This window comes from Roseburia sp. (assembly GCF_041325975.1).
Taxonomy (GTDB): domain Bacteria; phylum Bacillota; class Clostridia; order Lachnospirales; family Lachnospiraceae; genus Roseburia; species Roseburia rectibacter.
In genome coordinates this window covers 638,612-660,196 of the sequence record NZ_JBGLEJ010000005.1, presented here as the reverse complement: position 1 = coordinate 660,196, position 21,585 = coordinate 638,612, and the positions used below count along the sequence as shown (strand labels likewise).

15 protein-coding genes, 1 other RNA gene and 1 other annotated feature are annotated in these 21,585 nt (G+C 41.3%); of the genes, 3 read left to right on the top strand and 13 right to left on the bottom strand.

Annotated elements, in window-relative coordinates; all coding sequences use genetic code 11:
* The first annotated feature begins 24 nt into the window (after positions 1 to 24).
* Positions 25 to 1,122, top strand: coding sequence for a prephenate dehydrogenase/arogenate dehydrogenase family protein (locus ACDD58_RS14455; RefSeq protein ID WP_370778118.1), 1,098 nt, complete (start codon positions 25 to 27; stop codon positions 1,120 to 1,122).
* Positions 1,123 to 1,208: 86 nt separating this feature from the next.
* Here the strand turns inward: ACDD58_RS14455 and ACDD58_RS14450 are convergent, their stop codons facing one another.
* Complete coding sequence (locus ACDD58_RS14450; protein ID WP_117920882.1) at positions 1,209 to 2,897, bottom strand: AAA family ATPase; 1,689 nt, start codon at positions 2,895 to 2,897, stop codon at positions 1,209 to 1,211.
* Between the two features lie 486 nt (positions 2,898 to 3,383).
* On the opposite strand from ACDD58_RS14450, the gene ACDD58_RS14445 reads away from it, so the two are divergent.
* Positions 3,384 to 5,237 carry a right-handed parallel beta-helix repeat-containing protein gene (locus ACDD58_RS14445; protein ID WP_370778116.1) on the top strand — a complete coding sequence of 618 codons (1,854 nt, stop codon included), beginning with the start codon at positions 3,384 to 3,386 and terminating at the stop codon, positions 5,235 to 5,237.
* Positions 5,238 to 5,426: 189 nt separating this feature from the next.
* On the opposite strand, the gene ACDD58_RS14440 is transcribed toward ACDD58_RS14445, so the two are convergent.
* From ACDD58_RS14440 to ACDD58_RS14385, 12 genes are all read right to left on the bottom strand, one after another.
* Entirely contained in the window at positions 5,427 to 5,768 is a 342-nt protein-coding gene (locus ACDD58_RS14440) for a PilZ domain-containing protein (RefSeq protein ID WP_370778114.1), read from the bottom strand.
* 86 nt (positions 5,769 to 5,854) lie between these two features.
* Positions 5,855 to 6,892 (bottom strand): tRNA preQ1(34) S-adenosylmethionine ribosyltransferase-isomerase QueA, encoded by a 1,038-nt coding sequence (queA, locus tag ACDD58_RS14435; protein ID WP_370778112.1) that lies wholly within the window; start codon positions 6,890 to 6,892, stop codon positions 5,855 to 5,857.
* 84 nt (positions 6,893 to 6,976) lie between these two features.
* A complete protein-coding gene (gene pheT, locus ACDD58_RS14430) occupies positions 6,977 to 9,394 on the bottom strand; it encodes a phenylalanine--tRNA ligase subunit beta (RefSeq protein ID WP_370778110.1) in 2,418 nt (805 codons plus the stop codon).
* Positions 9,395 to 9,419: 25 nt separating this feature from the next.
* Positions 9,420 to 10,439 carry a phenylalanine--tRNA ligase subunit alpha gene (gene pheS, locus ACDD58_RS14425; protein WP_370778108.1) on the bottom strand — a complete coding sequence of 340 codons (1,020 nt, stop codon included), beginning with the start codon at positions 10,437 to 10,439 and terminating at the stop codon, positions 9,420 to 9,422.
* A gap of 112 nt (positions 10,440 to 10,551) precedes the next feature.
* Positions 10,552 to 10,781, bottom strand: a binding site (T-box leader).
* Between the two features lie 43 nt (positions 10,782 to 10,824).
* On the bottom strand, positions 10,825 to 11,682 hold the full coding sequence (locus ACDD58_RS14420) for a YihY/virulence factor BrkB family protein (RefSeq protein ID WP_117920888.1): 858 nt from the start codon (positions 11,680 to 11,682) through the stop codon (positions 10,825 to 10,827).
* Positions 11,679 to 13,934 (bottom strand): SpoIID/LytB domain-containing protein, encoded by a 2,256-nt coding sequence (locus ACDD58_RS14415; RefSeq protein ID WP_370778106.1) that lies wholly within the window; start codon positions 13,932 to 13,934, stop codon positions 11,679 to 11,681. Before ACDD58_RS14415 ends, ACDD58_RS14420 begins: the two co-directional genes overlap by 4 nt.
* Positions 13,935 to 14,185: 251 nt before the next feature.
* Positions 14,186 to 14,378, bottom strand: a non-coding RNA gene (gene ssrS, locus ACDD58_RS14410) — 6S RNA.
* A 66-nt stretch (positions 14,379 to 14,444) separates the two neighbouring features.
* Entirely contained in the window at positions 14,445 to 15,518 is a 1,074-nt protein-coding gene (locus ACDD58_RS14405; protein ID WP_117920891.1) for a guanylate kinase, read from the bottom strand.
* A gap of 229 nt (positions 15,519 to 15,747) precedes the next feature.
* On the bottom strand, positions 15,748 to 17,352 hold the full coding sequence (gene pckA, locus ACDD58_RS14400) for a phosphoenolpyruvate carboxykinase (ATP) (protein ID WP_117920892.1): 1,605 nt from the start codon (positions 17,350 to 17,352) through the stop codon (positions 15,748 to 15,750).
* 122 nt (positions 17,353 to 17,474) lie between these two features.
* Positions 17,475 to 18,437, bottom strand: a complete 963-nt coding sequence (locus ACDD58_RS14395; protein ID WP_117920893.1) for a methyl-accepting chemotaxis protein — start codon at positions 18,435 to 18,437, stop codon at positions 17,475 to 17,477.
* A 12-nt stretch (positions 18,438 to 18,449) separates the two neighbouring features.
* Positions 18,450 to 19,502, bottom strand: coding sequence for an FIST signal transduction protein (locus ACDD58_RS14390; protein WP_118208883.1), 1,053 nt, complete (start codon positions 19,500 to 19,502; stop codon positions 18,450 to 18,452).
* A gap of 99 nt (positions 19,503 to 19,601) precedes the next feature.
* The gene (locus tag ACDD58_RS14385) at positions 19,602 to 20,021 is read right to left on the bottom strand and encodes a cytidine deaminase (RefSeq protein ID WP_117920895.1); all 420 of its coding nucleotides are present in this window, start codon (positions 20,019 to 20,021) and stop codon (positions 19,602 to 19,604) included.
* A 173-nt stretch (positions 20,022 to 20,194) separates the two neighbouring features.
* Here ACDD58_RS14385 and ACDD58_RS14380 point away from each other — a divergent pair, with 173 nt between their 5' ends.
* A complete protein-coding gene (locus ACDD58_RS14380; protein ID WP_117920896.1) occupies positions 20,195 to 21,559 on the top strand; it encodes a citrate/2-methylcitrate synthase in 1,365 nt (454 codons plus the stop codon).
* Positions 21,560 to 21,585 lie beyond the last annotated feature (26 nt).

Here is a 21,585-nt window from a genome sequence, read left to right as displayed (position 1 = left end):
CATCTAACAGGGGGATTTCCATATATGTCACTTCAGAAAATCGGCTTTATCGGACTCGGACTCATCGGTGGTTCCATTGCAAAGAAACTGCATGCACTTCATCCGGAACTCACAATGATTGCAACTGCACATCATACCGAGACGGTTGCCGACGCTTATAAAGAACATTTAATCGTAAACAATACACCGTGTGAACTGAAAGATTTTGCAGACTGCGATTATATTTTTCTATGTACGCCGACCAGGAAAAATATCGAATATCTGCAGCAGTTAAAAGATGTGATCTCACCGGACTGCATTATCACAGATGTCGGAAGCGTCAAGACAGAGATTCACAGGGAAGTAGAAAAGCTAGGTCTTGAAGCTAACTTTATTGGCGGGCATCCGATGGCGGGATCTGAGAAAACCGGTCTTTCCAACGCCTCAGAAACACTTTTGGAAAATGCTTACTATATTATCACACCAACCGAAAAAAGTCCTGCTCCCGCCGTGGAAGAACTGACAGAACTGGTGCGTTCTCTCGGTGCGATTCCACTTGTTTTAGGATACGAACAGCACGATTATGCTACCGCAGCGATCAGCCATCTGCCGCACGTGATCGCATACAGTCTCGTAAATCTGGTTCGTGAATCAGATGATGAAAATGAGATCATGAAAACCATTGCAGCCGGAGGATTTAAAGATATCACGCGAATTGCATCATCCTCTCCTGTCATGTGGGAAAATATCTGCCTGTCCAACCAGGAACAGATTTTAAAATTATTGGACAGTTATATTCATACTTTGGAGAAAATGCGGATCAATATCGCAGATGCAGATGAATCAGCTTTATTAGATGCCTTTACTGCTGCAAAGGATTACCGTGATTCTATCACTATTACGGCAAAAGGCGCCTTAAAGAACATTTACGAATTATATTTAGATCTGATCGATGAGACCGGTGGGATCGCCACCGTCGCCACGATCCTTGCAAGCAATAATTTAAGCATAAAAAACATCGGCATCATTCATAACCGTGAATTTGAAGGCGGTGTCTTGAGACTTGAAATGTATGACGGGGAATCGTTAGCACTGGCAGTCGCACTGCTTAAGAAACATCATTATACGATTTACGAAAGATAGGGAAATGCCGTACGGTCGGTTGATCGTACGGCATTTTTTCTGCGCATGATAATGAAATATCTCATCCTGGCAGCATACATTCTATATTATTTTCCATCATACCAAACTTCACAGTCCTTCCGGTAAAAAGCAATCCCATAACAGTCAATTGTCTTATAACCTTCCTTTAAAAGTGCCTCTTTATATCCTTTCTGATAAATCTGACGCACCGCTTTCTCTGCATCATTTTCCAATTCATCAATTCCAGAAGACACTTTTACTTCTATAATAAATGCCCTGCCTCTGAGCGACGGACTTTTTACCATCAGATCATATCGTCTTTTCCCTGATTCACGGTTCGACTCAACAAGATAATTGCTGCTCTGGCTTAGAATCCCGGCAAGAAAACCATGATAAAAACTTTCCGCACTGTCATAATAACTGATTGTTACTAACAACTGTTCATTCAGAATCTCCTGCATACGCGCCGCGTTTCCCGTTTCCATCGCCTGATACAGATCATGGAAATCTGTTTTCTTTACTTTTTCCCGAAACCAGTTTTGTATTGTGGTCTTATAAATCATTTTCACTTCCTGATTCGGTATCCGGACTTTCAGAAAAATGATACCATCATCCATGTATTCATCTGTTTTAGTCAGATACCCGGTAAAAAACAGAAAATTCCATAAATTCACATCATTCTCATAAATATCCGTGTAAGTAATTTCCTCATGAACCGGAATATCCAATGTATTTCCTGCCAGAAGCGTCTCAATCTGCCCTTTTGTTTCCCTGTCGGCACGCAGTACAAGATTTTTTACAATATCGTTTGAACTGGTATTTACCCAGTACGGACGTGTGAATGCATTTTGATCCGCCACAAGATCATATAAAAACTTGATGACACTCCACGGGTTATATACTTCCCAGTTTCCGAAAGTATATCCATCATACCACTCTCTCATATCTGCAAAACGATCTTCCACACCATAGGAAATCATTGCCTGCTTTACTTCCTGCTCTGTAAATCCAAAATGTTCGCTGTACTGTTTATCCAGAATCGAAATACCGTTCAAATGATTCAAACCGGTAAAAATACTTTCTTTCGATATTCTAAGACAGCCTGTAATGACTGCAAACTGAAGATACGCATTTGTTTTTAACACAGATTCAAACAACGACCGGGTGAAGTCAATCATTTCATTATAAAATCCGGAAAAATATGCATTTTCTAACGGTACATCATATTCATCAACCAGAATGATCACTTTTCGCCCGGTCACCTGATAAAGCAGCCTGCTTAATGTCTTTAAAGAACCGGAATATACCTCCCTGTCCGCTTTTCCTGACGCAATTTCATAAAACAGAGTTCTGTCATCTTCTGAGATATTACCGCTCATTATCTGTTTCTCGTGTCTTTTAAATTCTTCAGAAATTTCTTCTTTCAGTTTAAAATAAGCTGCTTTAAAATTCCTTTGTTTTGCAGACTTTAATGTAAGAAAAATAACAGGATAACACCCCATCTGTGAAATATATTCTTCCCCTGCATTCATAATATTTAAGCCAGTAAATAATGCACGGTTTCTCACATTCTGCTCCGCATCTCCTGTATCTTCAAAAAAATACTGTAACATGCTCAGATTCAGCGTCTTGCCAAAACGTCTGGGGCGGGTAAACAGATTTACCTCGCCTTTCAGCTCTAATAGCTCTTTGATCAGCAGAGTTTTATCAATATAGTAATAATTTTCCTGAATTAATTTTTCGAAACTGTCAATTCCAACCGGTAATGGTCTCATGTCTGCTTCCCTTCTTTTTTAAAAAGTCCCCCGCCTTATGGCAAAGGACTTTTTATTACAACCGCTTGTTCTGTAATCATAGTATCAATTTCGGGTAGTAATATCAACTTTTCTTCGTTGTAATGACTACTTGAATTTTATCTGAAATTTTCACATCTTCAGTCTTTTAAACGATTCCATAACAGTCAAAAAGCTGTATCCCTGACGTTAATCAGGAATACAGCCTCTTGAGTTGAACTGTTTACATTATAAACTAGTTCATGGATACAAATATAGTTTAGCACACTTTTATAAAATCTACAATAGTAAATTTCATAAAATTCAAAAAAATTTTCAAATAACTTTTTTACTTTCAAAAAGGTATTCCAGCTTCTCTTCCACACAACCTTCTCTTTAAATTCACATAACTTCCAATCCCACTTCATCTAACCGTCACATTGCATCGGTAGAATACAGCTATCAACAAAAAAAGGAGTGAAAAACACTATGAAATATCAAAAAGCATTACTATGCATCGCACTGGCAGGAACACTGATTTTCTCTGGATGCGGCAGTACAAACAATAGTACGGACACAGACAATACCACCAGCACCTCTTCTTCGGTGGAAAGTACCGTAGAAGCGTCTACTGAAGATACTGATACAAAATCAGATGAAAATACGATCATGGGAATGATTTCCGAAATTACCGACAGCACAATCACGGTTGCTACCATGCCGGGCGGTGGTCAGGGCGAAGCACCGGGTAATCCGCCGAGTGACAACAATGGCAGTGACAATAACTCTGCTCCGGCTGACAAACCAGACTCTGATGGCACAGATTCCACCGAAACCCCTGACAATCAGCCAAGTGGCGACAACACTTCTGCTCCTTCCGACAACGGCGGCACACCGGATATGGGCAATATGTCAACCGAGACGATCAATCTGACCGATTCCACCGTCTACTATGACAAAGATGGAAATGAAACCACACTTTCCGCTTTATCAGAAGGCACTATGGTAACGATCACCTTCGATGATGATGGAAATGCGGCAACAGTAACAATTTCTGACGGAGGCAACGCACCGGGAGGCGGCGCACCGGGAGGCAGCGCTTCCTCCCAGCCGGAATCCTACAATGCAGTAACAGAATACACGGAAGATACCGAAGTTTCGGATGCTTCTTTCTCTTCCACAGGATCTGATGAAAATGCGATTCTTGTATCAAATGGAGCGAATGTGACTTTAAAAAATATCACATTAGACCGCACTTCCTCTGATAGTACCGGTGGCGATTCATCCAGTTTTTACGGAGTAGGTGCCGGTCTTTTGGCAACTGACGGAACAGTATCTGTAGACAATGCAACGATCACGACAGATTCTGCCGGTGGTGCAGGCATCTTTTCTTATGGTAACGGAAATGTTACGGTTTCTGACAGTACAATCACAACCACACAGGATACATCCGGCGGTATTCATGTTGCAGGAGGTGGTACACTCACTGCCAAAAATCTGACCGTGACAACGAACGGCGAATCTTCTGCGGCAATCCGGAGTGACCGTGGAGGCGGAACCATGACGGTAGACGGTGGCAGCTATACCTCAAACGGAACCGGTTCTCCGGCTGTTTACTGTACTGCAGATATTTCTATCTCAAATGCTTCTTTAACAGCAAACGGATCGGAAGCAGTCTGTATTGAAGGTCTGAACTCCTTAAAATTAACAGACTGTGATCTGACCGGCAATATTCCGGAAAATGAACAGAATGACTGTAACTGGACTGTCATTCTCTATCAGAGTATGTCCGGTGATTCCGAAGTCGGAAACAGTAATTTTTCCATGACAGGCGGCAGTCTGACTTCTGAAAACGGCGGTATGTTTTATACAACAAATACAGAAAGTACCTTTTATTTATCCGGTGTGGATTTAAACTATTCTGATTCCAATGATTTCCTGTTAAAATGTACCGGCAACAGCAATGCCAGAGGCTGGGGTTCTTCCGGTGCCAACGGTGCTGACTGCGAATTTACTGCAGATTCCCAGACCATGGCAGGAAAGATCATCTGGGACAGTATCAGCCAACTGGATGTTTCTCTTAAAAATAAAAGTACCTGGACCGGAAGTTTTGTTCAGGATGAAAGCAATGCCGGAAATGGAGGCGACGGTTACGCGAATCTGACCATTGACAGCAGTTCTACCTGGATCGTTGACGGGGATAGCACTCTCTCATCTTTAACCTGCAAGGGAACTATCACTGACGCGGACGGCAATACCGTTACCGTCAAAGGCTCTGATGGAACCACTTATGTGGAAGGTACGAGCGATTATACAATTACCATAAGTTCTTATGAAGCATGATTAATTTTATGACTTACAAATAATTTATTCGTATACCTATGCTTTCATAAATGATAACTTATGGACGAAGAATGACAGACATAAAAAGAGCCAGACAGATCATCTTTATTTTAGGATGTGACCTATCTGGCTCTCTTCGATTTTTTGCATTTATCCTGTCATCAAAAGCATACTTCATCTCTTATACTTTTATGCTTCACGAAACACCTGATAAATATCAATTTTTATCGCATCCGTGTCGGACATGCCTATAAAAGTTGCTCCATATTTGTCTGTTCCATCCTCCAGTTTCTGTTTACGCACGATTTCGATGACCGCATCGAACACTTCTTTCGTCCATATCTGGATCTTAGTATTATAATATCTCCCAACTTCCAAAGGTTCGTTGGACAAAAAGCCGATTCCACCACGCGAAACATCCGTAACTTCGACCTGCGTATAATCATATGTCGTTGTTCCATCTTCTGTCAGACGTTCTAACTGGATGGAAACGTCGAGTTTTAAACGCTTATGGTGTCTTTTCTCTTCCATTCCGTAATTCTCCTTCTCTTTCGTGATTTTTTCAAGCAAGCATTTTGCCCGTAAATCATGCTGTCTGTTGCATCTTTTCAGATCATTTAAACTGTGGTATCCGTAATCAGCATAGCATCCCCAAAACTAAAGAAACGGTATTTTTCTTTTACCGCAATCTCATATGCGCTTAACACATGCTCTCTGCCTGCTAACGCAGAAACTAACATCACAAGTGTAGACTCCGGCAGATGAAAATTCGTGATCAGAGAATCAATGACTTTAAACTGATACCCCGGATAAATAAAAATCTCTGTCCACCCGCTTGTCTCACGCAGGAAACCATTCTCATCCGAAGCTGCCTCCAAAGTACGTGTACTGGTAGTTCCTACTGCAATGACACTATGCCCTGTTTCCTTTGCATGATTGATCTTATCTGCCTGTGACTGCTCGATCCGGTAAAATTCAGAATGCATATGGTGTTTCAGAACATCTGTTTCTTTGACCGGACGAAAAGTACCGAGTCCTACATGAAGTGTTACTTCTGCAATCTCCACACCCATTTCCCGTACTTTATTTAAAAGCTCCGGTGTAAAATGGAGTCCTGCTGTCGGTGCGGCGGCGGAACCATCATATTTTGCATATACCGTCTGATAACGGTTTTTATCCTGAAGCTGATGTGTGATATAAGGCGGCAGAGGCATCTGTCCAAGCTGGTCTAAGATTTCCTCAAAAATCCCTTCATAATGAAACTGGATCAGCCGGTTTCCCTCTTCAACAATATCAATAACCTCACCGGTCAGCAGTCCTTCGCCAAAAATGATCTTTGTTCCAACTTTACATTTTTTTCCTGGTTTTACAAGTGTTTCCCAGATATCATTCTCTTTACGTTTTAATAAAAGAATCTCGATCTTTGCCTGTGTGCCCTCTTTTACTCCATAAAGTCTTGCAGGTATTACCTTCGTATTATTAATAACCAGACAATCTCCCGGTCTTAAATAATCTGTAATATCCTTAAAAACACGATGTGTCACTTCACCGGTATTTTTATCCAATACCATCAGCCGCGAACTGGAACGATCCTCTAACGGGTCCTGCGCGATCAGTTCCTGTGGCAGGTCATAATAAAAATCTTTTACATCCATGATAATCCTCATTCAATATACTACAAATACCTGATCCGGTAAAAAACCGGATCAGGCACTACTTACATGCATATGCTTTTTGTTTTATTTTCTTAATTCAGCACCGACACGCTCAAGTGCATTTACAATCCTATCCATTGCACCGGTAATATCGGCATCCTCTAAGTTTCTGTCCTTTGCACGGAAAGATAAAGAATATGCGATTGATTTATATCCCGGTTTGATCTGTGCTCCCTCATAGATATCAAACAGATCATATTTCTCTAAGAACTGGCCGCCTTTTTCATCAAAAATCTTCTCAATATCACCGGCAAGCACTTTCTTCGGAACAACCATGGAAATGTCTCTGGTTGCAGCCGGAAATTTAGCGATTCCTTCATACTTGTGGTCGAAAGATGCGCGGGATACGATCTCCGGCATATCAAGTACTGCCACATAAACACGCTCTTTGATCGCATAATTTGCAGCAACCGTTGGATGAACTTCTCCAAGATAACCGATCACGGTACCATCATAGACAACATTTGCCTGACGTCCCGGATGTAAGAATGGTTTTCCGGATTCCGGATCATATTCCGGTTTCAGCTTCATGCCTGCTTTGTAGAGGAATTCCTCGATCACACCCTTCATGGTAAAGAAGTCACCCTCTCCGTACATACCAAGTGTAAACTGCATGCGCTCTTCCGGCAGCTCTGTTACCGGTACCTGTTTTGGCAGGTAAATATTTCCAAGTTCATACAGACGCACGTTTTTATTTCTGCGGTTAAAGTTTGTGGAAAGTGATGTCAGCATACCATTTAAGGAAACTGTCCTCATAATGGAGAAATCCTCTCCAAGCGGATTGCTGATCACAACTGCCTTACGGAGTGGGGAATCCTGCGGCAATAATAATTTATCGTATACTTTCGGACTCTCAAATGAATACGTCATACCCTGTGAAAATCCGCAGAACTCTGCGATCTCTCTTGCTACTGCCTCAATACGGAGTTTGAAGGTAAGTTTTCCTGTGGTAGCCTCACCGCTTGGTAATGTGGTCGGAATCTTGTCATAACCGAAGAATCTTGCCACTTCCTCTGCAAGGTCGGCGTCACACTCTAAGTCCTGTCTCCAGGATGGAACGATCACTTCATTAGAGGCCGGATCATAGCCTAAATCAATCTTTGAGAAATATGCGAGCATTGTCTCTTTGGCAATATCTGTTCCAAGAAGTTTGTTATATTTTTCCGGTTCAAATGGAATACGCTTATCCCCTTTGACATTCGGGTAAATATCCACTACGCCGCCGACAACTTCTCCGGCTCCAAGCTCCTCGATGAGCTGGCATGCACGGTTCATTGCTTCGATCGCTGTATTCGGATCTAATCCTTTTTCAAATTTTGCGGAAGCATCGGTACGCAGTCCGATCTTTCTTCCGGACAGACGGATGTTTGTTCCATCGAAACATGCAGCTTCAAACAGCATTGTTTTTACATTGTCTGTAATCATGGAATTTTCTCCACCCATGATACCTGCAATGCCGATGGCTTTCTTTCCATCACAGATCATCAGTACAGAATCATCTAAAGTACGTTCCTGACCGTCTAATGTTACAAACTGCTCACCCTTTGCTGCACGTCTTACAACGATCTCTCTGTCCTCGATCGTATCAAGATCATAGGCATGCATTGGCTGACCATACTCTTCCATCACATAGTTTGTGATATCGACAATGTTATTGATCGGACGGATTCCCTGTGCACGCAGTCTGCGCTGCATCCATTCCGGTGACGGTGCGATCTTGATATTCTTTACAACTCTTGCGGTGTAACGGGAGCAGAGTTTGTCATCGTTTACAGATACTTTGATGTAATCGTTGACATCTTCATTGTTACCTGTTTCTGTCACAACCGGAGGAACAAATTCTTTTCCGAATGTAGCTGCTGCTTCTCTCGCAATACCAAGAATGGAAAAACAGTCTACACGGTTTGAAGTGATCTCATACTCAACAACCGTATCATTCAATCCCAGATAACTTACTGCATTTTCTCCGACCGGAGCATCTTCCGGCAGAATATATAAACCATTTTCCGGTGCAAGCGGGAACATATCTCTGTTGGAACCGAGTTCCTCGATCGAGCACATCATGCCGTTTGACTCCACGCCGCGCAGTTTTCCTTTTTTGATCTTAATACCGCCCTCAGTCTTGCTTCCGTCATGACCGCCTGCAACTTTTCCGCCATCTAATACGACCGGTACTTTGCAGCCTTCAGTTACATTTGGAGCTCCTGTTACGATCTGGATCGTCTCTGTTCCGATATCTACCTGACAGATGACAAGTTTATCTGCATCCGGATGTTTCTCAATGCTTTTTACCTGTCCGATCACAATTTTGTCGAGATCCTCATCCATGTTTTCATATCCTTCTACTTTAGAGCCGGATAAAGTCATGGCATCCATATATTCCTGTGGTGTACAGTCAAGACCAGGAACTAAATCTTTGATCCACTTTAATGAAGTATTCATAATGCTATATTCTCCTATCTTTTTCCTAGAACTGATTTAAAAATCTCTGATCATTTTCATAGAGCAGACGCATATCGTCGATCTCATATTTGAGCAGTGCAATACGCTCTAATCCGATACCGAATGCAAATCCTGAGTATTCTTCCGGATCAATACCGCTCATACGCAGTACACGCGGATGTACCATACCACAGCCTAAGATCTCGATCCAGCCTTCTCCTTTACAGAAACGGCATCCTTTACCGCCACATTTAAAACAGGTTACATCCATCTCTGCGGACGGTTCTGTAAATGGGAAGTGATGCGGACGGAATTTTACCTTTGTGTCCTGTCCGAATAACTGTTTTGCAAACTCTGCAAGTGTTCCCTTTAAATCAGAAAACGTAATGTTTTTGTCAATAACAAGTCCCTCAATCTGATGGAAAGACGGAGAATGTGTCGCATCTACCTCATCTGCACGGAATACACGGCCCGGTGCGATCATACGGATCGGGAGTTTTCCTTTTTCCATCTCGCGGACCTGTACCGGAGAGGTCTGTGTACGAAGTACGATCTTGTCATTGATATAGAAAGTATCCTGTTCGTCTTTTGCCGGATGGTTTGCCGGGATATTAAGTGCCTCAAAGTTATAATAATCGTACTCTACTTCCGGTCCTTCTACTACTTCGTATCCCATTCCGGTAAAGATGCGCTCTACTTCTTCTAATGCGATTGTATTTGGATGACGGTGTCCGACATTATTTTTCTTTGCAGGAAGTGTCACATCAATAACTTCTCTGCGGAGTTTTGCATCTAACTCTGCTGCCTCTAATTTTTTCTTTGTTTCATCTAAGATCTTTTCGATGCTCTCTCTTGTCTCATTGACAAGCTGTCCGACTAATGGACGTTCTTCCGGACTGACATCTTTCATACTCTTCAATACGGCGGTCAGTTCTCCTTTTTTTCCAAGAACTGCAACACGCACATCATTCAATTTTGACAGATCGCCGGATGCCTCGATCTGACGGATCGCATCTTCTCTGATTTTCTGCAATTTTTCTTTCATGATAATCTCCATTCTGCATTATTTCTTTCAGATATTTGTCTTACAAATTATTTTTGTGACACAATTTCCTGTGATGGATTTGTTTCAGCAACAAAAAACGCGGAGTCATTCGTCCAGGGACGAATGATTCCGCGGTACCACCCTGATTCTTTCTGCCATAGTAGCTGGCAGGAAGCTCTTAACATGCGTAACGTGCATAAACGTCATCTGCTACTGTCATTTCACAAATGCGGCTCCCGTGCGAACTTCGATTCCTACCTTGTCTTAAATGGGTTTTCAGCCGGTGACCCATTCTCTCTGAAAGAATTATAGTGCACTACTAATCACGTTCAATGCCTTTTCTTTTTCACTCTGTATTGCATTGTAGCACAGGCAATTTATTAGTTCAAGAGTTTTTTCTTTTTTTCTTCTCTTTATCTTTGAGCAGCCACTTCCGGATACTGTCATTGAAAATAACGTTTACTTCCGCCGACATCATCATGATATACATGCAGAAATAAAGCCACAACATGATAAGTGCGATCGTTGTCAGGCTTCCATACATGGAAAAACCATTAAAATAATCCACATATATAGATACACCAATAGAAAAAACATACCATGCCACTCCGCAGATCGCAGCTCCCGGAAGCTGGCTTTTAAAGGTCAGCTTTTTATTCGGCAGTGCAGTGAAGATTATATCAAAGAAAAGGATCAGCATTGCTAACATGACTAGACCTCGAAAATGTGACAGCAGATCCACAGCATGCCGCAGTAACGGAATATACTGCGATGCCAGTTTCTGAAGCGAATTTCCAAAAATAATTACAAGCAGCGTAAATATAATCGCGATCACAAACACTACTGTATAAACGACTGCCCAGAGGCGCAGCACAAACCAGTTTCTTGTCTCTTCAAGGTCATTGACAGAATTAAGTCCATCGGTCATATATTGTACTCCCTTTGCTGCAGACCAGATAGCCGCGATCGCTGTAATGGAAATAATGCCCACAGATCTGTTATACACCTCATCAATCAGGGAAATAAGAAACGGTGCTATGTATTCCGGCATAACTCTTTCTATAATTTTTAAAAGTGTCCCCTCCGTCACAGATGTATACTGTAACAGGGACGAAAAAACCATGAGAAACGGGATCAGCGATAATATAATAAAAAAAGCTGACTGCGCAGAATATGCGTTGATCTTATCCCGTTTACATTTTCCCATAAATGACATGACATTTCCTATAATCTTCCAGATCATAATGTCTTTTTTCCTTCCATCTCTCCGATTGTCTCTATTTTAATATCCTGATAAAAATAATTTAAGATATCCAGATAATTCATACCGGCTTTTGCCATTCCATTTGCGCCATTCTGGCTCATGCCAAGTCCATGACCATAACCCCCGCCGGATAACAGATAGGTTCCGTCTTCCTGCTTTTCGATCGTTGAAAATGCACTCGGCAGCATCGTCATATTTTCTGATTCCGTTGCATCTGCATAGACTATTTTTTCGATCATACATCCAAGAATCTTACGAATATTGTATTCTGTCTTTACTTTTACAACACCATGTTCATAAGTAAGATTCAATGTAAGGATCGAACCGGAACCACTTCTTGCTTCCACTGACATTCCGGTAATGTCTCCCATTTTCTTTCCGGCATCAGAAACATCCATCTCTGTTGTGCCGTCAGATTCATAATATAACACATTTTGGGGTGAAATGGAATGTCTTGCTGATAAGATCTCATTTACCTGTTCCGTTTTATCCGATAAATCTGCTGTTGCAGACCACCTGTAATAACGGATATCACTATCATATCCATCCGCGTTGCCCTTAATATACCGGGTAAATGTTGTTTCATCCGATAAGTCCATCCCATCATCCGTCTGATTTAAACATGTTTTTTTCAGATATCCATAATCAGCAGGATCATCCACATTCCAGATTTCTGCCGTATCTGTATACCCCATTGATGTAGAGAAATAATATGCCTCCACAACCTTTCCCATCCAGGTCATCACCTGATCACATGTTGCATCGACAGCCGCAACGGACTCCTTGGTCTGCTCCACTTTATTGTAAACCTGATAAGATGTACTGTCATTGATATGCGCTCCGTATGCCGCAAGATCTGCCCGCATAAGCTGTATATAAGCGTAACTGCGCGCACATACCGCCTGTGCCTTTAATGCCTCTGCCGAAAAATTTGACGGCATTTCACTTGGCACAACCGCAGATAAATATTCTTCTAATGGCAGCTCATTCACGACCGTATACCCATTCTCTGTATTTCTCACCTCGATCGTTCCAAAATAGCCATTTGACGTAGCTGTCCCATTCTGGTCACACAGATAGATCCGTCCATCTTCCGTTTCCGGCTTCAAAACATAAGTTTTTCCAGAGGTATCTGTCAATGCATCCGCAGGGTGAAGAAGTTCATCCGGTTCTGTATTTTTTGTTTCATCGCCACAGGTCACTACAGCTTTCACAGAACATTTTAAATATATATCTTTCCGGACATTTGTACCATCATCCGCTAAAAGAAGAACCCGGATATTTTTTATATCAGCAGGCTGTAGAATAAGGATCGCACAGACTTCCTTCCCTGCTGTTACATAAGCAACATCCATGTTACCTAAAACAACATCCGATATCGATTTTTCAGACACATCGCCATAAGTCTGATAAACCGGAAGTTTTCCATTATGGTGGATTCTTCCATAATCTTCTATCTCAATCTCAGAATCATCATAAGACAACATCTGCCCCTGTATAAAATCCTGTTTTGTCTTGATTGCAGTAAGCGTACCATCCGTAAATACGAGGTCACAGACTCCCGGTTCGCAGGATATCTGATCATCGTTCAATTCTATTTCATAAACTGCACCGGCAAATAAAAAACAGATTTGTTCCCTCTGGCAGGATTTTAAATATACATTCTCGACCGTTTGTCCCTGTCTGGATACCTGTGCAATGCCAATGCACTGATTCTCTCTTATATAAATCTCATATGCCATCCAGTTTGTAAAATATGTATTTTGTAATCTGGTATAATAGTCACCCTGATTCGTTACAAGAACCGTCTGATCATCCAGCTCCAGACTATTTAACACAAGCAAAGACTCTTTTGTCACGCTCTGTTCCATATCAAGAAATCCAAGTATCTGCTCATATATCTGATTCCATTCTGTACGCGGGATGGCTGAGTTTTTTCTTTTTACCACAAAATCAATCTGTTCTGAAACACCCAGTTTTTTTAACAGTTCATCCAGCACTGACTGTGTCAGATACTCCTGTTTCCTGTCTGAAAACCAGTCGTCCCATTCATCCTTTGAATACACGGTAAAAGCCAGTTCCTGTTTTACTTCATCAATACTGATATAATCTTCCGAAAAAACTTCCGGATCATAATTCTCTTTCAGTTTGTTTATAAGTACACCTATAAAAACACAAATTAAAACTCCCAGTATGACTGCTGAAATTTTAGGTATATTTCTTTTTTTCACGTTGAGCCCCGTTTCTGTACCAAATACATATAATTTCTGTCATTTTATTGCACAAAAGAAGCTGCTTATATTTCAAAGCAGCTTCCCTGATCTTTTGTCCGAAAACAAAAGTTCTTTTGTATTTTAAATATTCTTTTGTATAGCAGATCTTTTTCATCTGTATGCCAAATATTCTTCTGTACATCAAATTTTCTTTTGTACTCTTCATCTCTTCTGTACTAAAAAATCTTCTGTACCTTATGATCTTTTGTCAAAAACCCAAAATGCCGTTTCCTACGTTTTTGACTCCTAGCGACCGCTAGGTGGGTAACCGCACGCTGGTTTCTGTCTTCCACTGCTCACGTACCGAAGTACTGATGGCTTGACATCTGCCTTCGAATATAAGAATCCCATAAAAGTAAATGTAGGTTCAAAAATGTAGGGTGTCGCACATCCCAGGCCGTTTTTGATAGTCTTATTATACTTTAATATGCCCCATTTCGCAACTATTAATTAGTGCCAAATTTTGTTTTACTTTCTATCTATTTTCTCTATTGACAAAAGCATCCTTACCTGTTCAATAGCTTCTTCCATATTATCTGTCCGTATAGAGAAGTCACAGAGTTCTTCATTGTCAATTTCATTTTCCAATGATAATAGACGGTACATTTTTTCCTGATTACTGATAGTTTTTTCTAAAATATTGGAAATCATTTTTTCACGACTGCTCCTGCAAAACAATATGGCTGTTGAAAACAATCGTTTCATAGCTATTGCACCACCGATATCAAGCGGCACGATCGGATTAATCCCATCTTCGATCATTTTTGCAATATCAGACGCCAGGATACCATATTTATTTCCGGCATACACGGTTACTGTTACAAAATCATTTTTTTTATTTTTAAACTCTTCAGCCGAAAGTCTCTGATGGAACCCATCTGCTGTTCCTGTCGTATACGAATGAACAATCTTTCCTGCTCCCGCTTTTTCTAACCTTTTGGCAAGTTCATTTTTGCCGGAACCGGACGGTCCGACCAATGCTATCACAGACGGAAATGAAACCGGCTTTTTATCTAACAGCATTGACTCTTTGATCTGATCTATTAACTGCAAAAATTCCCCATAATGATTTACAGATAGAATGCCGCTAAGTGAATCATTCCATGGGCGGCGCATTAAAACCGGATATTTAGCACAACTTTTAAGAATATTATGCGGTCCATCATCTAACGTAACATCAAAACGAACCAGCGATTTCTGGAATCCCATAATAATATTCTGTTCCGGAAAATCAGGAAATGCTGTCAGAATCTGTTCTGCGCGCAGGCTCATAAACTGCGGTGCAATTGCTGTAATAATATATACTTTCCCTTTTTTCTGCAGTTCATGTATGAAATTTTTGGCTTCATCCGTCACTGTCTGCATACGATAAATCCGTTCGTCCTGATAGTACTGCTTGATGATCGATGCCTTACCGACATTTTCCCATGAATTGATATCTTCTAATTTCAGATTCAAGGCATGTTCCTTATTTGCAAGCGTAATTGCATGTGTATTCAGATCAGAAATCACATCATCCCAGTCAATTCCATAAGTCAGCATAAATATCCTCCTATTTTTTACTGCAAGAAAGAATCCTGCTTTACAGGATTCTCCGCCTGCGGCGGGTCGCTCCAGCGACATAATTCCACTCCGACGCAGTGCGATCCTGCCCGGAGGGCTTTTTAATTCATAGGACATAATTTCCTATGAATTAAAAAATCGGGTGTGAACCAAGTCACACCCGATCGTCATTCATAACAATAAGTCTGCTCGCAAAGCGTGCACTTTATTATTTCTGAGGACCTGCAGAAACTAATGCTTTACCAGCATCGTTTCCTTCGTATTTAGCAAAGTTCTTGATGAATCTGTCAGCAAGATCTTTTGCTTTTGTCTCCCACTCAGATGCATCTGCATATGTGTCACGTGGGTCAAGAATACCTGAATCTACACCTGGAAGCTCTGTAGGAACCTCGAAGTTGAACATTGGGATTTTCTTTGTTGGAGCTTTAAGAATATCACCAGAAAGGATAGCGTCGATGATTCCTCTTGTATCCTTGATTGTGATTCTCTTTCCTGTTCCATTCCATCCTGTATTTACAAGGTATGCTTTAGCGCCGCTCTTCTCCATCTTCTTAACAAGCTCTTCTGCATATTTTGTAGGATGCAGCTCTAAGAATGCCTGTCCGAAGCAAGCTGAGAAAGTAGGTGTCGGCTCTGTGATTCCACGCTCTGTACCAGCAAGTTTTGCTGTAAATCCAGACAGGAAGTAGTACTGTGTCTGCTCTGGTGTCAGGATAGATACTGGAGGAAGTACTCCGAATGCATCTGCTGATAAGAAGATTACATTCTTTGCAGCCGGTGCAGATGATACAGGTTTAACAATATTGGTAATGTGGTTGATCGGGTAAGATACACGAGTGTTCTCTGTAACGCTCTTGTCATCAAAATCGATCTTTCCGTTTGCATCAACAGTAACGTTCTCTAACAGTGCGTTACGTTTGATTGCATTGTAGATATCCGGCTCAGACTCTTTGTCAAGACCGATAACCTTTGCATAGCATCCACCCTCGAAGTTGAATACACCGTTGTCATCCCAGCCGTGCTCATCATCACCGATTAAGAGACGTTTCGGATCTGTAGAAAGTGTTGTCTTTCCTGTTCCGGAAAGTCCGAAGAAGATTGCTGTATTCTCGCCGTTCATATCAGCGTTTGCTGAACAGTGCATGGAAGCGATGCCTTTAAGTGGGAGATAGTAGTTCATCATAGAGAACATACCTTTCTTCATCTCTCCGCCGTACCATGTATTGACGATAACCTGCTCTTTGGATGTAATGTTGAATGCAACACATGTCTCTGAGTTAAGACCTAACTCTTTGTAGTTCTCAACTTTTGCTTTTGAAGCATTGTATACGATAAAGTCCGGCTCAAAGTTCTCAAATTCTTCTGCTGTTGGCTTGATGAACATGTTTGTTACGAAATGAGCCTGCCATGCAACCTCAACGATGAAACGAACTGCCATACGTGTATCTTTATTTGCTCCACAGAAAGCATCTACTACGAACAGTCTCTTGTTTGAAAGCTCTTTCTTTGCAAGATCTTTCACTGCTGCCCATGTTTCCTCTGACATAGGATGGTTATCGTTTGGATATTCTTTTGAATTCCACCATACAGTGTCTTTTGAATTCTCGTCCATAACGATATATTTATCTTTCGGGGAACGTCCTGTATAGATACCAGTCATAACGTTAACTGTACCAAGTTCTGTTTCCTTACCAACCTCATAACCCTCAAGACCTGCTTTGGTCTCTTCCTCGAATAACATCTCGTAAGAAGGATTGTGAACGATCTCTGTTACTCCGGTAATGCCATACTTGCTTAAATCGATATTTGCCATTGCTCTTTAACCTCTTTCCTTTAAAATAATCAGGGTATTTTTTAAAAAATTCCGCTAATATAAATATACACAATGTTATTTTTTTGTCAATCAGTTTTTGTAAAATAATGTCACCCTTTTTTTTATTCTCCGGCTGTAAAATTCTTCTGTTCTAACTCTTTTGCAATCGGTGTGATCTGCACCAGTAAATTCTCCATATTTTCGAACATGGTACTCTTTTGTGTTCCAAGATCATTTGCCCGCTCTATATGCATGCGAACTGTATCATACTCTGCCTTTTCCCGCTCAAGCGAACGGTTTACATCGGCAAGTTTTTCCCTTGAATCATCAAGCACGCCTGCAATCTCCTGCTGTACCTGGTCTGCTCCGCTTGCAGCCGCCGTAATACGGTCAAACACCTCATATGTCTCATCTGCACTCTCTAAGCTTTTCCCGAGTGACTCTTTCGATGTAGCAATGCTCTGGTTTAAATTTTCCGTATCCTGTTCCACTTCCACAATGCTTCCATCTACGGTGCTGACAAGGCTTTTGATCTCACTGGCGAGATTCTTTACTTCCTCTGCAACAACGGCAAATCCTTTTCCCTGCTCCCCGGCACGCGCCGCCTCAATGGATGCGTTCAATGCAAGCATATTGGTCTGGTTGGCAATTGAGATGATCTGTCCCATACATTCTTTGATTTTCTGCACGGATGCCTGGAAATCTTCGAATGTGCGCTGGATCTCATCAAAATGTTCCTGTACTTCCCCTGAACTCTCCTTTAAGCCACCGACTTTCTGCTGTGCCTCTTCCACCGATTTTGTAATATCTTCTCGCACACCGGCAAACTGTCCTGACGTTTCGCCAACTGTTTCAAACGTTTCATGAAAAGAGCCAAGCTTCTCTTTGAGCTGTTCATTTTCCTCTAAAACCGCCTGAAATGCATTCTGGATTTCCTGTAATTCATCCAGAGATCTTACCTCTGTCTGTGAAAGTTTTTTCTGGTAGTCAAGCAGACTTTCAGACACATGTATTACCGGATGCAGATTTAATTTTTCTTCTGTCTGACTCACCTGTTCTTTTATCTCTTTTTTGAATTGAAACATTCTCTCTCCCCCTTACTCAAATACAACACACGACATGGTCTGATTTACAAACTGGCTGTTATAATGTTCCCCAAAACCAACTAAACCTGCATGCATACCAAGTGTCCCCATTGTCTTTAAATACTGATCCATATAATGCTCCTGGGAGAAGAATAGATAACGGAAAATGCAATTTACGGAAAAAACACCAGAAATCCTTGCAAAATCACCTTTGATCTGCCGCACCGTCTCTTCCACGATGGAAGGATAATCATTCGTCTCAAGCAGATAAAGCACATCGGAATCATTGACCTGACGATAGCAGCCCAATGCATTTCCCGCTACTTCTTTGATTGAGATAATACAGATATCCTGCCCGTTCTTTTTACCGATCGGGTTTTTAAAAGTCTGGTTTACAATATCCTGTTCCCGGATACCAAGTGTATCTTCATAGACCTGTTTTGCCGGCTTTCCGTTTAGTTCCCCGACTGTGTATTTACTGCGGTCTGTATTTGATGCAATAAAACGATACTGTGGAAGTGGATAATAAATATTTTCCTTATACACTTTAACTTTGCCACCGGTATTTTTCACAAATGCAAAAGCATCTGCATCTTCATATACCTTTCCATTTACGGAAACTTTTCCACCATCCCCTGTTCCACCTGTCAGTGAAATTTTCTTTTTTTCCAGAATACTGTACATGGTCGTAAGAACCGCCGCATCATTCCCTGTACAAAAATCAATACAGACAGTATTTTCAGATGACGCATTTATCTTCTGTAAAGCCTTTTCAACCCTGCTGATATATTTGACCGGCATGATGGATGCCTGCTCTAATACGTCTGTCACAGCCTCTACACCTTCAAACGCTGTTACACTGACACCTTTTTCCGTCACACCTGTCTGGTAACTCATTCCGATGCATCCAATGCTCGGTACACCCGGATATAATTCTTCCAGTTCAGCTGCATGAGCTTCAAGCTGCTCTGCATTTGACATCAGGATCAAAAATGCCGGATTCCCCAACCCCCGTACAGCTTCTTTTAAATTTCCACTGGAACTTGTTCCATAACTCTCTTTCATCTGTTTGTCTCTCCTTTATCTTTTCTGTTTCAGATTCCAAACATATCTGTAAAAATTATCCTATTTCCTGTGCTGTCTGTCAAGTTTATCAGCTATATTTTACAACTCTTTTCCGGTTGCTTTTGTGATATCCTTCTTTGTAAATGCTCCAGGCAGCAACTCTTCCAATGTAAATATCTTATAATCATCCGGTGTGTTCACAAGAATCACCTGAAATGTTTCCGGATCACAAAACTCTGCCATGACCTGCCGGCATACCCCACATGGATAAAGATAGTCATCTGCGTCCCCGTTGATCGCAATCGCAGTAAATTCTTTTTGCCCTTCTGATACAGCTTTAAAAAAAGCTGTCCGCTCTGCACAGTTTGTCGGTGTATAGGCAGCATTTTCTATATTACATCCCCGGTATATTTTTCCATCTTTTGTAAGCAGGGCAGCTCCTACCCTGAAATGTGAATACGGTGTATAAGCAAATTCTTTTGCCGCTATTGATTCCTGTGCCAGTTTCTTTATATCCATTTTTGTTTCCTCTCTTTAAATGTGTTAAGTCATCTGTTTATATTTTACCTGAAAAACTCTTTCATGAAAAGTTTTTTTAGAAAACTCTTGTGTCATAAGAAATACTTATGATATGATAAGTAAAAATACTTTAATGTTATAAAGTAATAAATCAAAAAATACGGAGGATTATTATGACTGCCAATCGTTTCTGCGAAATTACCCCGGAATTACAGCATCTGTCAAAGCTCAGCGAACAGTGTGCCAGAATTGATCCTGCTCTCTATACAAAATACGATGTTAAACGTGGTCTGCGCGATATTAATGGTAAAGGTGTTTTAGTCGGTCTTACAGAAATATCTGATGTCTGTTCCACAAAAATGATCGACGGTGAAATGCGCCCGGCAGATGGTGAACTTTATTACCGTGGTTACAATGTCAAAGATATTATTGACGGCACATCGGAAAACAGCCACTTTGGTTTCGAAGAATGTACTTATCTGCTTCTTTTTGGAAAACTTCCCACCAAAACAGAACTGATGGAATTTACAAAAATGCTCAGTGAATACCGTACGCTTCCTACCAGTTTTGTCCGCGATATTATCATGAAAGCTCCAAGCAAAGATATGATGAATACGCTTGCAAGGAGTGTTCTTACGCTCTATTCCTATGACGATCTTGCTGATGATATATCGCTTCCAAATGTACTGCGGCAATGTTTACAGCTTATCAGCCTGTTTCCGCTTCTTTCCGTATATGGTTATCAGGCTTATAAACATTATCATGATGGTGCAAGCCTTTTTATTCATCCACCAAAAGCCGAATATTCCACTGCAGAAAACATTCTGCATATTCTGCGTCCGGACAGCCAGTTTACACCTTTAGAGGCAAAACTTTTAGATACAGCGCTGATTCTTCATATGGAGCACGGAGGTGGAAATAACTCCACTTTTACCACACATCTGGTATCTTCATCCGGAACAGATACTTATTCTGTGATCGCCGCTTCCTTAGGTTCCTTAAAAGGTCCAAAGCACGGTGGTGCCAACATCAAAGTTGTCCGCATGTTTGAAGACATGAAAGCAAACCTCTCCGACTGGAATGACGAAGAGGAAATCAGCCGCTATCTGAGAGCTTTATTACATAAAGAGGCTTTTGACCATGCCGGTCTGATCTATGGTATGGGGCATGCGGTATATTCTCTTTCTGATCCTCGTGCACGCATTTTCCGTTCATTTGTAGAAAAACTGTCTGCCGAAAAAGGCTATGAAAAAGAATTCGCTCTCTATGATGCTGTATCACGATTAGCACCAAAGATCATCGCAGATGAACGTCAGATCTATAAAGGTGTCAGTCCAAATGTCGATTTTTATAGCGGCTTTGCTTACAGTATGTTAGGACTTCCAGTGGAACTTTATACTCCGATCTTTGCGATTGCCAGGATTGCCGGATGGAGTGCCCACCGTCTTGAAGAAGTTGCCATCAACGGTAAGATCATGCGTCCTGCTTATAAAAATATTGGTGAACATAAAGAATATATTCCAATGGAAAAACGCTGACCGGAAAGTCAGCGTTTTTCTCAATT

Bases quoted from the DNA above. Each gene is read 5' to 3' on its own strand.
- ACDD58_RS14395 (WP_117920893.1), bottom strand. From the start codon at position 18,437: ATGTTTCAATTCAAAAAAGAGATAAAAGAACAGGTGAGTCAGACAGAA.
- ACDD58_RS14390 (WP_118208883.1), bottom strand. From the start codon at position 19,502: ATGAAAGAGAGTTATGGAACAAGTTCCAGTGGAAATTTAAAAGAAGCT.
- ACDD58_RS14445 (WP_370778116.1), top strand. From the start codon at position 3,384: ATGAAATATCAAAAAGCATTACTATGCATCGCACTGGCAGGAACACTG.
- pheS (WP_370778108.1), bottom strand. From the start codon at position 10,439: ATGAAAGAAAAATTGCAGAAAATCAGAGAAGATGCGATCCGTCAGATC.
- pheT (WP_370778110.1), bottom strand. From the start codon at position 9,394: ATGAATACTTCATTAAAGTGGATCAAAGATTTAGTTCCTGGTCTTGAC.
- ACDD58_RS14380 (WP_117920896.1), top strand. From the start codon at position 20,195: ATGACTGCCAATCGTTTCTGCGAAATTACCCCGGAATTACAGCATCTG.
- ACDD58_RS14440 (WP_370778114.1), bottom strand. From the start codon at position 5,768: ATGGAAGAGAAAAGACACCATAAGCGTTTAAAACTCGACGTTTCCATC.
- ACDD58_RS14385 (WP_117920895.1), bottom strand. From the start codon at position 20,021: ATGGATATAAAGAAACTGGCACAGGAATCAATAGCGGCAAAAGAATTT.
- pckA (WP_117920892.1), bottom strand. From the start codon at position 17,352: ATGGCAAATATCGATTTAAGCAAGTATGGCATTACCGGAGTAACAGAG.
- ACDD58_RS14420 (WP_117920888.1), bottom strand. From the start codon at position 11,682: ATGATCTGGAAGATTATAGGAAATGTCATGTCATTTATGGGAAAATGT.
- queA (WP_370778112.1), bottom strand. From the start codon at position 6,892: ATGGATGTAAAAGATTTTTATTATGACCTGCCACAGGAACTGATCGCG.
- ACDD58_RS14450 (WP_117920882.1), bottom strand. From the start codon at position 2,897: ATGAGACCATTACCGGTTGGAATTGACAGTTTCGAAAAATTAATTCAG.
- ACDD58_RS14455 (WP_370778118.1), top strand. From the start codon at position 25: ATGTCACTTCAGAAAATCGGCTTTATCGGACTCGGACTCATCGGTGGT.
- ACDD58_RS14405 (WP_117920891.1), bottom strand. From the start codon at position 15,518: ATGCTGACTTATGGAATTGACTGGGATGATGTGATTTCTGATCTGAAT.